14 protein-coding genes are annotated in these 13273 nt (G+C 59.9%); 8 read left to right on the top strand and 6 right to left on the bottom strand.

Translation table 11 applies throughout. The features are described 5' to 3' along the window. Positions 1–126 precede the first annotated feature (126 nt). Complete coding sequence (locus tag IE061_RS02310) at positions 127–972, top strand: putative RNA methyltransferase (protein WP_193460856.1); 846 nt, start codon at positions 127–129, stop codon at positions 970–972. Positions 973–1076: 104 nt separating this feature from the next. Here IE061_RS02310 and IE061_RS02305 read toward each other — a convergent pair whose 3' ends face one another. Both IE061_RS02305 and IE061_RS02300 read right to left on the bottom strand, forming a co-directional pair. Continuing rightward, positions 1077–1283: a cold-shock protein gene (locus IE061_RS02305; protein WP_009095703.1), complete on the bottom strand. Its 207-nt coding sequence runs from the start codon at positions 1281–1283 to the stop codon at positions 1077–1079. 222 nt (positions 1284–1505) lie between these two features. Beyond that, on the bottom strand, positions 1506–1721 hold the full coding sequence (locus IE061_RS02300) for a TIGR02450 family Trp-rich protein (protein WP_193460855.1): 216 nt from the start codon (positions 1719–1721) through the stop codon (positions 1506–1508). Between the two features lie 219 nt (positions 1722–1940). On the opposite strand from IE061_RS02300, the gene IE061_RS02295 reads away from it, so the two are divergent. Next, positions 1941–3209, top strand: coding sequence for a dicarboxylate/amino acid:cation symporter (locus IE061_RS02295; protein ID WP_193460854.1), 1269 nt, complete (start codon positions 1941–1943; stop codon positions 3207–3209). Between the two features lie 111 nt (positions 3210–3320). Here the strand turns inward: IE061_RS02295 and IE061_RS02290 are convergent, their stop codons facing one another. Next, positions 3321–3494, bottom strand: coding sequence for a YqaE/Pmp3 family membrane protein (locus tag IE061_RS02290; RefSeq protein WP_016914759.1), 174 nt, complete (start codon positions 3492–3494; stop codon positions 3321–3323). 157 nt (positions 3495–3651) lie between these two features. On the opposite strand from IE061_RS02290, the gene IE061_RS02285 reads away from it, so the two are divergent. Next, on the top strand, positions 3652–5649 hold the full coding sequence (locus IE061_RS02285) for a TonB-dependent receptor family protein (protein WP_189463820.1): 1998 nt from the start codon (positions 3652–3654) through the stop codon (positions 5647–5649). 102 nt (positions 5650–5751) lie between these two features. Here IE061_RS02285 and IE061_RS02280 read toward each other — a convergent pair whose 3' ends face one another. Continuing rightward, positions 5752–6750 (bottom strand): NADP-dependent oxidoreductase, encoded by a 999-nt coding sequence (locus tag IE061_RS02280; protein WP_193460985.1) that lies wholly within the window; start codon positions 6748–6750, stop codon positions 5752–5754. Positions 6751–6927: 177 nt separating this feature from the next. After that, positions 6928–7320: a septal ring lytic transglycosylase RlpA family protein gene (locus IE061_RS02275; RefSeq protein WP_039176927.1), complete on the bottom strand. Its 393-nt coding sequence runs from the start codon at positions 7318–7320 to the stop codon at positions 6928–6930. A gap of 314 nt (positions 7321–7634) precedes the next feature. Between IE061_RS02275 and IE061_RS02270 the strand changes: the two genes are divergently transcribed. Continuing rightward, a complete protein-coding gene (locus IE061_RS02270) occupies positions 7635–9074 on the top strand; it encodes a hypothetical protein (RefSeq protein WP_193460853.1) in 1440 nt (479 codons plus the stop codon). Positions 9075–9169: 95 nt separating this feature from the next. Further along, positions 9170–9964 carry an RsiV family protein gene (locus IE061_RS02265; RefSeq protein WP_230478348.1) on the top strand — a complete coding sequence of 265 codons (795 nt, stop codon included), beginning with the start codon at positions 9170–9172 and terminating at the stop codon, positions 9962–9964. 6 nt (positions 9965–9970) lie between these two features. Here IE061_RS02265 and IE061_RS02260 read toward each other — a convergent pair whose 3' ends face one another. Further along, complete coding sequence (locus IE061_RS02260) at positions 9971–10849, bottom strand: DMT family transporter (RefSeq protein WP_016914752.1); 879 nt, start codon at positions 10847–10849, stop codon at positions 9971–9973. 108 nt (positions 10850–10957) lie between these two features. Here IE061_RS02260 and IE061_RS02255 point away from each other — a divergent pair, with 108 nt between their 5' ends. The 3 genes from IE061_RS02255 (at position 10958) to IE061_RS02245 (ending at position 13270) form a co-directional block, all read left to right on the top strand. Beyond that, positions 10958–11827 carry a LysR substrate-binding domain-containing protein gene (locus tag IE061_RS02255; RefSeq protein ID WP_016914751.1) on the top strand — a complete coding sequence of 290 codons (870 nt, stop codon included), beginning with the start codon at positions 10958–10960 and terminating at the stop codon, positions 11825–11827. 126 nt (positions 11828–11953) lie between these two features. Further along, positions 11954–12511 (top strand): cytochrome b, encoded by a 558-nt coding sequence (locus IE061_RS02250; protein WP_016914750.1) that lies wholly within the window; start codon positions 11954–11956, stop codon positions 12509–12511. Positions 12512–12547: 36 nt separating this feature from the next. Beyond that, positions 12548–13270 (top strand): membrane protein, encoded by a 723-nt coding sequence (locus tag IE061_RS02245; protein WP_016914749.1) that lies wholly within the window; start codon positions 12548–12550, stop codon positions 13268–13270. Positions 13271–13273: the final 3 nt, after the last annotated feature.

Genomic DNA, 13273 nt, shown 5'->3' with positions numbered 1-13273 from the left:
GCGCGCATTGTGTTGTGCGGGCTTTCCGGTATCGTGGTCGGTTTTGAAACTGATCGTCTTGCAGGGTGATGCAGTATAGCGTGCTTGCGCATACGCTCGACAAGGCTGCCAAGAGAATCCCCATTGATGAATAGCACCCCCTTTCAGGCGTTGGCCTGCCCGCTCGATGGCGAACCGCTCTATCTGGAAGGCAATACGTGGCGATGTGCCGCCCGCCACGCTTTCGATGTGGCCAGGCAGGGCTATGTGAACCTGCTGCCGGTGCAGCAGAAGCGCTCGACGGACCCTGGCGATAGCAAGCCCATGGTGGCTGCCCGCCAGCGTTTTCTGGCGGCGGGGCATTATCGGCCGATTGCCGAGTCGGTGAGCGAGATCCTCCAGCGCCATGCGCATGGGCAGGAGGCGTACCACTGCCTGGATGCGGGGTGTGGCGAGGGGTACTACCTGCGTGAACTGGCGGGGCGATGGCCTGCCGAACAGTCGCTGGCGCTGATGGGGTTGGATATTTCCAAGTGGGCGGTGCTGGCGGCTGCCAGGCAGGGGGCCGAGACGTGCCGTTGGGTGGTGGGAAGCAATGCGCAGCTGCCGGTACAGTCGGCCACGCTGGACAGCGTGCTGTGCCTGTTCGGCTTTCCGGTGCATGCGGAGTTTGCGCGGGTGCTCAAGCCGGGTGGGCAGCTGCTGCAGGTGGAAGCGGGGCCTGAGCATTTGCGAGAGCTGCGTGAAGTCATCTACCTGACCCTGAAGCCCGCCCGTGAAAAGTCTCCCGAGATGCCCGCAGGCTTTGTGGCGCATTCAGCGCATGAGCTGCGCTATGTGGTCACTTTGAAGGGGGCCGAGTCGATTGGCGATTTGCTGGCCATGACGCCTCACCTTTACCGCGCCAGTGCCGAAGGCCGTGAGCGAGCGGCGAATCTGGAGGCGCTGTCGTTGACCGTGGATGCACGACTCATCGTCTGGGAGCGAGTGTAGTTTGCAGATGACGCTCAAACGCAAAAAGGCCCGCCGAAGCGGGCCTTTCTGGTGGAACCCATCACACGAGGCGTGGGTTCCAGCAAATGCTCAAGTCCGAAGACTTAGGAGATTTGCTTGATGTTAGAAGCCTGCAGGCCTTTTTTACCCTGGGTAACGTCGAAAGAGACGTTAGCGCCTTCTTGCAGGGTTTTGAAGCCGTCAGACTGGATTTCGGAGAAGTGTGCAAACAGATCGTCGCCACCGTCAGAAGGAGCGATGAAACCGAAGCCTTTGGTGTCGTTAAACCATTTAACTGTGCCAGTTGCCATTGTGTAGATCCTTTGCGCTGATGCGCCTTAATAAAATTCCTGGTATGACCCAGATGAAGTAGCGGGTGAAACAAGGAATACAATATTCAGGCTAACGAAAAAGATCGTACGCAACTGAAACCATGCTGCTTGCTTACTAACCAACTGACGCTACAGTGTCATGCTTGCGCTGCCGGGTCAAAGCCTTTCGTGATTATTTTTTGAGTCTTGCCATGGGAAGCGCTATTTCCAGCCCATTTTCCACGTCTGGTCATCCTTGAGCGCCTGCCAGGGCAGCGTGGTTTCACGGTGGGAATGCACGGCTTCCAGCACGACATCGACGACCTGCTCTGCCTCGTCGCGCAGCAGTTGGGTCACGATGAAATGTTTTTCCTTGTTGCAAGGCGTGACCGCGGTCCATTTGCTGTGGTGTAGCTTGTTGGGGTTGATGCTGTTCATGGGAGCTCCGGCAATCGAAGAGAAAACCTGTGGCGTGGCTAGGGTGGTGGAGAACGGGGCCTTCATGCGCGTTGTAAAATGAGGCCCATGCGCCATGCTAAGCTAGGCCACGTCATGATGTTGCGACGCACGATGTAGACCGCTGATTTCTATCGCTGATTCCTACCAACGATTCACACCCACTATTTACATCAACCATTTACACCAACAGGGCACTCAATGAAATATCTATGGAAGCGCTATCTTCAGGCGTCGCTTATTTTACGCGTGACCATTGCGCTGGTTCTGGGCGTGCTGGTCGGCCTGGTGGGCGGCGAGTGGGTCGCCACATGGCTAGGCCCGGTCGGGGATTTGCTGCTGCGTCTGTTGACCTTTCTCATTGTGCCCATCGTGCTGTTCACGCTCATGGTGGGGGTGAATCAATCGCGTGAGGGGAGCGCCGGTCGGGTAGGGGGCAAGGTGTTCTTCTACTATTTGGGGTCCTCCGCCTTGGCGATCATGGTGGGCTTGAGCGTGGCGACGCTGTTCAGTCCTGGCAGCGGCATGACGCTGAATGATAGTGCGAGCTTTTCGGTTCCCGAGAGCCCTGGCGTGGTCGATGCTTTGCTGAACATCGTGCCCAGAAATATCGTGACGGCTTTTGCCGAGCTGAACATGCTGGGCATCATTTTTACCGCCTTGGTCTTTGGCATTGCCCTGCTGAAGTTGCGCCAATCCGAGCAACAGCATGCGCTGGGAGAACAGCTTTATCAGGTGATCGAAGGGCTGAACGAAGTCACCCTCAAGGTCATGGCTGGCGTGCTGCATTTCGTACCGATAGGGGTCTTTGCCATTGTCGCCAAGACGGTCAGCCAGCAGGGAATGGCAACCCTGGTATCGCTGGGGGATATGGTGATGGTGCTCTATATCGCCCTGGGGGTACAGCTGCTGATTTATTGCCTGATCATGATGCTTTTCGGAGTGAAGTTACGCACCTTCTTTCGTGAGGCGCGCACGCCCATGGCGACTGCTTTTGCGACGCAAAGCAGTGCAGGCACGCTACCCTTGACCATCAATGCAGCCCAACGCATGGGCATCCCGAAAAGCATCTATGGCTTCAGCTTGCCGCTTGGGGCAACGCTGAACATGGATGGCGCGGCAATTCGTATTGCCATTTCGGCGGTGTTTGCCGCCAACGTCATTGGTGCCCCGCTCGATTTCATGAGCATGGCCCAGATCGTGCTGATCGGCACGTTAGTGACCGTCGGGACGGCGGGTGTGCCCGGGGCGGGTATCATCATGATCGCGACGGTATTTGCTCAAGTGGGCCTGCCCATTGAAACCGTGGCGCTATTGACGGCAATCGATGCGTTGGTCGGCATGGGGGCCACGGCACTGAACGTGACGGGAGACCTGGTCGGCTCGTCCGTGATCAGCCGCAGTGAAGGGAACGACCTGAGCGAAGCGCCACCCGAAACGGATAGCCCCGCTGTTAACAAGCAGGCATGACCTTCGGAAAGAACCTCTGGAAAGAACTGCTGGAAAGATAAAGGGCGGGTGCAAAAACGCCGCCTTGCACGAGGCAAGGCGGCGTTTGTCAGACGGGGTGATACGAGCGGGCTAGTGCTTCAAGATGACATAGAACGCATGAAGGATGCCCGGTATGAAACCAAACAGGGTCAGCAGGATATTGAGCCAGAAATGTCCTTTTAGCCCGACTTCGAGAAACACCCCGAGAGGGGGGAAGATCACCGCAAAAATCATCTTGATCGGGTCTGTCGCTGTCAACGCCATAAAGCCTCCTTTGCTTTTTTAGCTAACCTATAAGACCAACCACTTACACTATCGTTCAGCTTAGGCTGAGCGCCAATCATTGGGAAGGGAATCCATGCATCGTTTTCAACTACCGTTTTCACGTACACCGCTGGCTCTGTTGTTGGGGTCGGTGGTGATGACCCCGGCGGCGGCGGAAACTGCGCCCGAGGCCAGTACCGTGCTGCCTGCCGTGGAGGTCAGCGCTCCCCGTTTGGCCCGTGAACTCTATGCGACCCCAGCGGCTGTTTCGACCCTCGACGCCCAGGAGATCCAGCAGGGGCAGCAGCGGGTGCGGCTGGATGAGTCGCTGAACAGGGTGCCCGGGGTATCGCTGCAGAACCGCGATAATTTTGCCCAGGGCCAGCGTATCGCCATTCGTGGTTTTGGTGCCCGGGCGCCGTTTGGCGTACGGGGGATTACGGTGATGGTGGATGGCATTCCGTATACCCTGCCGGATGGTCAAGCGCAGCTGGATGCCATCGACCTGGACAGCGCCGAACGGATCGAGGTGATTCGCGGCCCCTCATCGGTGCTCTACGGTAATGCTGCCGGGGGCGTGATCGACGTGACCACGGCCGATGGGCGCGACAACCCTGGCACTCGCATCCGCCTGGGGGCGGGCAGCCATGGCTATCAGAAAGTGGCGCTGCAGCACGGTGGCGCGCAGGGGGATTGGTCGCATCATGTCAGCTTGACGGCCCTCAACGTGGATGGTTATCGCGAGCAGAGCGCCACGGAAAAGTACCTGCTGAATGCCAAGCTGCGCCGTGAGTTGGGCAGTGAACGGGCACTGACGGCCATCATCAACGTGCTGGATAACCCGCGCTCGGAAGATCCCGGTGCCCTGACGGCCACCGAGGTTGCGCAGGGGCGCGATCAGGCTGCGCCCAACGCCCTGGCGCTGGATGCCCGGCAGCAGGCCGAACAGCAGGTGCTGGGGCTGCAATACGAAGACTTGGCGCTGGGGGACGGCGCCTTGTACCTGCGCGGTTTTGTGGCTCGTCGTGATTTCGAACAGCAGCTGCCGTTTGTCGGTGACAGCCGTTTGGGCTATCGCCGTGATTACATGGGGGCCAGCGCCGAGTATCACCAGGCAGCCATGCTGGGCGAGCTGCCCCTCGATTACGTGGTCGGCGTCGACCTTGCTCGCCAGGAGGATGACCGCTACCGCAATCGGGTCAATGCCGTGGGCGCGGTGGGGGATGCCTCGGCTGACGAAACCCAGCGTGCCACCTCCAGCGGCGTCTTTGCTCAGGGGGATCTGGCGCTTTCCGAGCAGGTGACGTTTTCGCTGGGCGCGCGCTTCGATCGTGTGGCGCTCAGGGTAGACGATGACTTTCTGGCAGATGGCGACCAGAGTGGCCGACGCTCCTTCAACGAATGGAGCGGCTCGGCCGGGGTGAGCTACCGTTACCTGCCGCAGCATCAACTCTATTTGAACACCGGCACCGCGTTCGAAACCCCCACCTTTGCCGAATTCGCCAACCCTGCGGGCGGGGGCTTCAACCCAGCCATCGAGCCGCAAAAAGCCTGGAATCGAGAAATCGGGATGCGCGGGTATGTCGAACCGCTGGCCCTGGATTACGATCTGGCGCTGTTTTCCGTGCGGGTGCGCGATGAGCTGGTGCCTTTCGATGAAGGAGGGCGCACCTTCTACGAGAACGCCAGCGATACCCAGCGTGACGGGATCGAGTTGGCACTGGGCTGGCAGCTGGCCGATGCATGGCGGGTGAACAGTGCCTTGACGCTGGCGCGCTACGAGTTCGATAACTTTGACGATTCAGGGGCGAATTTTGATGGCAATCGGCTCCCCGGCTTGCCCGAGCAGACCTGGATCAACCAGTTGACCTGGCAGCAACAGGAACGTTTTGCCACGCTGGAAACCGAATATATCGGTAGCCTGATGGCCGACAACGCCAATGCCACCCAAGTCGACAGCTATTGGCTGGTCAACCTGCGTGTAGGCGATGAGTGGCAGCTCAGTGGTGATACGCGGCTGAGCGCTTATCTGGGGCTACGTAACCTGTTCGACGAAGAGTACAACGACAACGTGCGCATCAACGGCACCTTTGGGCGTTTTTACGAGCCTGCGCCGGGGCGCAGTGTTCATGGCGGCGTCGAGCTGAGCTTTTAAGCCAAACCGATCGCTAAGCCAACACGATAGCGCTGTAGATAGCAGGGGGCAGCCTGGGCTGCCCCCTGAGCATAAGAGGGGGTGGTAGCGAAGCTTGGTGAGTTACAGCTTCACCAGCATCTTGCCCGTGTTGGCGCCTGAGAAGAGTGCCAGAAACGCCTCCGGGGTACTTTCCAGGCCTTCCTTGATGGTCTCCTGGTAGACGATGCGACCATCGGCCACCTGAGGCGTCACTTCATTCAGGAAGTAGCGATAGCTGGCCCAGTGATCCGCCACGATGAAGCCTTGCATCCTGGCCTTGCGGACCACCAGTTGTGACAGGTTGCGGGGGCCAGGCGCAGGTGCCTCGGCATTGTAGCCTTCGATCATGCCGCAGACGGCGATACGCGCCCCTTCGTTGAGCTGAGCCAACGCGGCTTCCAGGCAGATGCCCCCCACGTTTTCGAAATAGACATCGATGCCGTTCGGGCTGGCAAGCTTGATGGCGTCGCTGAGCTCCTGCGCAGTGCGGTCCTGATAGGTGACTGGCTCGACGCCGATGGACTCCAGCCAGGCCAGCTTGTGGGCCGCCCCGGCAATGCCCACCACATGGCACCCCTTGGCCTTGGCCAGCTGTACCGCCAGTGACCCCACGGCACCGCTGGCGGCACTGACCAGCACGTTATCGCTGGGTTTGCATTCGGCAATCAGGTTCAGGCCTGTCCAGGCGGTCATGCCCGGCATGCCCAGCACGCCCAGATAGGCTTGCTCGGGGGCGTCGCCTTCCGGCAGCGGGGTGACGCTTTCGCCCGGCAGTTGGGCAATGTCTCGCCAGCCGCCCATGTGGCTGACGCGCTGGCCTTCCTTGATATCGGGATGCCTCGACGCGATGACCTCACCAATGGCGCCGCCTTCCATGGGCTTGCCCAGCTCGAAAGGGGCAATGTAAGTGCGCATGCCCGTCATTCTGCCGCGCATGTAAGGGTCGACCGATAGCCAGCGATTCTGGATGCGAACCTCGCCCTCTTCCAGTTCCGGCAGCTCGGCACTTTCCAGCGCGAACGTAGAGAGGTCGGGTAGACCTGCGGGGTAGGTCGTGAGCGTGTAGAAACGAGAAATCATCATAGCCTCCTGCTGTCAGGGAATGCGGTAATCCTTGCCTCATAAAGACCATTAGCCTGCTTTCAGGTTCATTAGGCCATAAAAAAGCGGCCCCGCTGGGGGCCGCTTTTAGTCAGCAGGTTGCATGGCAACGCTGATCGTTTAAGGGGTAGCACACGCTCGCGGGTGTGTTATCCGTTAATCTACCAGAGTGATCATCACTGGGGCGGTGCCTCGGCGTACCATGCCTAGTGCGCGCGCCGCTCGCTTTGAAAGATCGATGACTCGTCCCTGAACGAAGGGACCACGATCATTGATCATCACTTCTACTTCCTGCCCTGTATCGGGGCGAGTGACCAGCACTTTGGTACCGAACGGGAGGCTTGGGTGAGCCGCCGTGAGGGCTTGCTGATCAAAGGTTTCACCGCTAGCGGTAAGGGCTCCCTGGAAGCGGTCACTGTAGAAAGACGCAACGCCTTCTTCTAGCTCCAGGTTTACTGCTGATTGACTGGCAACTGCTTGGTGAGCGGTAGAAAATACCAGCAGTGTGGCCAGGCAACTCGTTCGTACCAGGTGTTTTAGGGCTCCCATTGGAGTACCTCAGAGGTTCGTGTCGCGGACTCCGCTTTCATCGATGAGGCGCCAAATTGGCCAGGTGATAGTAGCCCGCGTATGGCGAGTCGGCAAGCTTTAAGAAGATCGGTGCAAATAGCTCCATAATTGCGTTTTTTGTAACGAATCATTATGCCTTTGTGTTTCAGTAAGTTAACGGAGGCGGTGCAAGGTGGAAACGAGCGTCAAAAGCGTGGGTTATTTTTATTGAAACGCTCACTTTAATGGATCGAAGCGCCTTATAATCCGATGACGCTATATCGGCGTTTTTGCCTACGATCAAGGATGCACCTATGGCCAAATCCTCTCCTGTTACTCTGCTGCTGGTCGCCGTGGGCGGCGTTGCGGTGGGTTACTTCGCAGCACAGTCTCTCTCTCAAACCCCCTCCACACCGGACACGGTGGAAGTTTTGGATGAGGTTGCCAGTGATTCAGGCTCCAGGTTCGAAGGGTTGGAGACCCTGGCGCTTGGCGAGCGTGGCCGAGGCGAAATTACCTCCGCCAATGAGCTGAATGGCAATGACGGTAGCCGCTTTGCCCGCTACGTCATCCAACTGGATGAAGATGCCCTGGTGGAAGTGTCGCTGCGCGGCGCTTTGCAGGGCATCGTGGCGCTGTACGATGATCAGTTGGAGCTGCTGTCCAGTGCCGATACCGTACGCTATCGGGTGAAAGAGAGCGGCGACTACATGGTGGTGGTTAGCGGTGCCGATGCCCAGAGCTATGGCCCTTACAGCGTCGAGGCCCGCACCATCGAGCTGAGCGATTCTGACACGCTGGCCGTGGGTACGCCCATGGATAGCTGGCTGGAAAGCACCCCCCGCGAAGTAACCTTGACCATCGAAGAAGCAGGCATGTACCAGATCGAGATGCGTGCCGATGAGTTCGATGCTTACCTGGAGCTACGCGGCCCCAACGGCTATTACCGGGAAGACGATGACAGCGCCGGTAACCTGAATGCCCGCATTGCCGATTTTCTGGAGCCGGGTGATTACACCGTGACCGCAAGAAGCGCCTTTGGTGATGGCAGTGGCCTGTTCACGCTGGTCGCAGAACCGCGTGAGCTGCCAGGCGAGGGCGAGCTGCGCAATGACGGTGCCATTCAGCCGGGTGAGTCGTTGAATGGCTGGTTCAGCGGGCAGCCCTTGAGCTACGAGCTGGAGATCGAAGAAGCGGGCATGTACCAGATCGAGATGAATTCCAGCGATGTGGATGCGTACCTGGTGCTGGAAGGCGACAGCGGCTATTACCGCGAAGATGACGACAGTGCCGGTCATCTGGACGCCCGTATTGCTGACTTCCTTGCGCCCGGCAACTACCAGATCACGGCCCGCACGGCGTACGGTACCGACAGCGGCCTGTTTACCCTCTCCGTGGCGTCACGTGAGCTGCCTGAAGACGTAGAGCTGCGCAACGAAGGCGAATTGACTCCCGATGAAACCATCAATGGTTGGTACAGCGGCGAACCGTTGACCTATCAGCTAACCTTGACGGAGAGTTCGCGGGTTACGCTGGCCATGAACTCCACTGACTTCGATACCTATCTCGAGCTGTATGGCGAAGGCGTCTCCTACAGTGACGACGACGGCGGTCAGGGAACCAACGCCCTGCTGGAGCAGGCACTGCTACCGGGCACTTACACCGTGAGCGCCCGTGGTTTCAGCGCCAGTGGCAGCGGCATGTTCGAGCTGGAGGTAAGCGCAGAGCCTACGGAAATGCAGCCTGATACATAAGTGGGCCAGTAGGTAACGCAATGATTATGCCTCTGCTCTACGCAGGGGCTTTTTTGTGCTGACATGAACAGCATCGCATTCACAAGGAGGTTGATATGGTACGTCTGACAACGGTAATGAGCGCGGGCGCGGTGATCGCGGGCAGTGTCTGGCTAAGTGGCTGCCACACCTCATCGCCCTCCCATGAACAGGAGGAGCCGCTGGCCCTGGCGACGCTGGCCGTAGAGCAGCAGTTCGTGGCGCCCGGCTGTGAGGGAGAGCGCTGCTCGACGGTGCGTATTTCAGCACTGGAGTTCCCCCAGGATGAAGCACTGACGCAGCAGTTGCAGGAGCGTCTGTTGACGCTGGGCATGGGGGTTACCGAAGAGCAGGCCGAGCCAGCCGCTTCCTGGGAGGCGTATGCCCAGCACTTTTTCGAACTGGCCGAAGAGGGCAACCGCTTGACGCCCCCGGAAATGACCAGTGAGGCCATGCTCGAAGCCACGGTTCATGCCCATCACGACGACCTGCTGGTGTTGGAGCTGAACAGCTATGTCTACCATGCCGGGCAAGCCCATGGATTGCCCATGACGGCGTTCATGGTGATCGATGAGCGCCGCCGAGCAGTGGTCGAAGCCGAGGATATGTTGCTGGATGGGCAGGAGGCGGCCTTCGATACGTTGCTGACGGAGGCTCACCAGCGCTGGGCAAGCGAGATGGGGCAGGATGAACAGTTCCTGGCGAACTGGCCGCTATCCCCCAGCCGCAACATTGCCCCGCTGGAGGAGGCATGGGAGGTCAAGTACAACGTATACGATATCGCACCTTACGCCGTAGGTCAGCCCACCTTGACGATCCCCGTTGAAGCCCTCGACGGCGTGGCCAAGCCGCGTTTTATCGGCGCAGAGTAAGGGCTGCTAGCGGCCTGCTTTCAAACAGCCGACCACCACCAGTAGGGCGGCGCTGGGCAGCCGCCAGTCCAACACGCTGACGCCAGCCATGACCAGTAACAGGGCCGCCAGAATGGGTACCCCATAGGCCAGGCTGCCCACCAGGCTGGCATGGCCGAAGCGCAGCGCTCTATCCCAGGCCACCATGGCGATGCCGTAAGGCCCGAGGCCCAGGGCAATACCCGCAAGCAGCGCTTCTTGCTGGGGCAGCGCCGTGCTGCCTTCCAGCAGCATGCTGGCGGCGAAGGTCATGGCGCAGGCAATCAACAGCAGGCGGGGCAGTAGCGGCGTCAGCGAGACCGGCGCTGCCTGGCCTGTCCAGGAGTAGAGTGCCCAGCAGCAGGCAGCCAGTAGGGCCAGGGCGTAGCCCGATGCGGCCCCGCCAACACCGCTACCCAGCGCTTGTGGCACCAGCAGTAGCGCGGCCCCCATGAAGGCGATCAGCGCTCCCGATACGCTGGCCAACGTCAAGCGGCCCGTGCGGTACCACTGGCTCAACAGGACGAACAGCACCGGCCAGGTATAGGTAATCAAGGCGGCTTCTGCCGCTGGTGCCCAACGCATGCCGATGAAGTAACTGCTTACCGCCCCGACGATCAGCAGCGGAACGCCCAGCCAGATACCGGCCTGCCAGCGCCGCGGGCAGTGGCTCAGCGGCACCTTACGGCTCAAGGGCAGGGTGGCTAGCGCACCTGCCAGCAGGGTCAGAGCGGTGAGCTGCAGCGGAGCGACCGTGCGTGCCAGTTCCGCCAGTAACGGGGCGATGCTCCATAGCGCGACGGCCACCAGCGCGGCGGCAACACTGTATTTGGGGGAAACCACGACCGGGGAGTGAAGGGGCTGCATCACGCGTCTCCTTGAACCTTGAAATTGACCTCTTGTGCGCAGCATACTCATGGCTCATTCATCAAGATAACGATCTTTTGTGATGGTTTTCATCAAGGATGGTGATGTATGCGTGCGCCCACGTTTGACCTGACGCTACTGCGAACGCTGGTGGCCATTGCCGACACCGGAAGCGTCACCGCGGCGGCGACGCGGCTCGCCTACACTCAATCGACGGTCAGCATGCAGTTGCAGCGTCTTGAGGCCCAGCTGGAGATGCGCCTGCATGAGCGTGATGGGCGGCGGCTGCGCTTTACGGCGGAAGGAGAGCGTCTGTTGGCCCATGCACGGCACTTGTTGACCGTCAATGACGAGGCGTGGAGCGACATGCAGGCCCGTCAGGTGACGGGCGATTTGACGCTGGGGATTCCCGAGGATTATGCGTCGTTGCTGCCGTCGGTATTCGCCTATTTCCACCAGCTCTATCCCGCCGTGGGGCTGACCGTGCAGTGTGGTACCAGCGCCCACCTGGTGGAGCAGGTGAAAACGGCGGAGCTGGACTTGGCGCTGGTGACGCGCCAGCGCCATTCGCCGGGTGGGGAGGTCATTCGTCGAGAACCGCTGGTGTGGGCCGTGGGGGTGAATCAACAACCGCTGCTCAGCGACCCGGTACCTTTGGCACTTTATACCCCGGGGGCCGATGTGTTCAGGGAAGTGGCGGAACAGGCGCTTCAGGCCGCAGGGCGCCACTGGCGTGTGGCGTATACCAGCCAGTCCATGGCCGGGCTGGCGCCCATCGTCACCGCTGGGCTTGCCGTGGTGGTGGTCACCCGCAGTATGCTGACGCCCTCACTGCGCCCGCTGGATGAAAGCAGCGGGCTGCCCGCCTTGCCGATGATTGAACTGGCGCTGCACCGAGCGCCGCACCGGCCCACCGAGCCTGCCCGGCGGTTGGCAGAGCTGATTCGAGAACAGCTGGCCGTGCCCAGTGAGGGTTGATTTGACGTGAGAAACAGGCGGTAGGCTATTTCATGCAGTACGCTATTCCATGACTATAGTAATTTAACGTCGTGCCGCGAAGGTGGCAGGCTGATGATAACGATGAGACGGGGCAGGGAGTCATGAATGCACGAGCTTGATCACTATATCTACCCCCACCGTGTGCTGCATTGGCTGGTGGCGGGGGCCGTTCTGCTGGGACTGGCCACCGGGCTGACGCTGGGCTTTCTGGGCTACGAGCGGACGCTGGGCCTGCTGGGCAATACGCTGACCAACCTGCTGTATACCAGCCACAAGACGCTAGGCGTGGCCGTTCTGCTGCTGATGACACTGCGTATCGTAACGCGACTGGCATTCGTCGTGCCCGACCATGACCCGCCGCTGTCGACCTTCGAGCGTCTGGTAAGTACCAGCGTGCATCATCTGCTGTATGCGGCGCTGGTCGTCATGCCGCTGCTGGGCTGGGCCGCCACGGCCACGGGCGGCTTTCCTGTGGAGTTTTTCCACTGGCACTTGCCGGGCCTTCTGGGGCGCCACGAAGCGCTTTCGCAAACGCTGTTCATGTGGCACGAGCGGGTGGGCTGGGCGCTGGTAGTGTTGATTACGCTGCACGTGGCTGGAGCGCTGTTCCACTGGCGCATCAAGCGCGACAACGTGATGAAGCGCATGAGTCTATTCGACTAAACGAGTTCTCACCGCGTCACAAGGAGTGTGATCACCATGGCCCAGCAGCTTGCTTTCGCCCTGGGATTGGCGGCCATCCATCTATACGCTGGCAAGCTGCAGCGGCTCAATGCCCTGCCGCGCAGCGCCTGGCTCTCGTTTGCGGGCGGTGTGTCGGTAGGCTATGTCTTTATCCATATCTTTCCCGCCTTGAGTGACGCTCACGACACCATCACCGAGCATGGGCCGCTGTTCATTCTCGAGCACAATGCCTACCTGACGGCCCTGGTGGGGCTTGGCGTGTTCTATGGGCTGGAACAGTTGGCCAAGGTCTACTCCCATCGAGACATGCCTCAGAAACGGGTATCGCTGGGCAAGCTGCGGGGCGTGTTCTGGATCCATATTGGCTCCTTTGCGCTCTATAACCTGTTGATCGGTTATCTGCTGGTGTACCGCGACAACCAGCTGCCGGAAGCCCTGTTCTTCTTCCTGGCCATGGGGTTTCACTTTCTGGTCAACGACCACGGGCTGGTTCAGCACCATCGTCAGCGCTATCTGATGAAGGGCCGGTGGGTATTGGCGGCGGCGGTGTTCGCGGGTTGGCTGATTGGCCACGCCATTCAGCTCACGGATGCCTTGATCAGCCTGCTGTACGCCTTCGTGGCGGGGGGGCTGGTGTTAAATGTGCTGAAAGAGGAGCTGCCGGAAGATCGTCACAGCCGTTTTTTACCCTTCGCCGGTGGGGCGGCGGTATGCGCGGGGTTATTGATGTTTGCCTGAGCG

The organism is Vreelandella hamiltonii (assembly GCF_014651795.1).
In the GTDB taxonomy this organism is placed as follows: Bacteria; Pseudomonadota; Gammaproteobacteria; order Pseudomonadales; family Halomonadaceae; genus Vreelandella; species Vreelandella hamiltonii.
The sequence above is the reverse complement of the archived record's forward strand: the minus strand, read 5'-3'. Positions and strand labels throughout refer to the sequence as shown.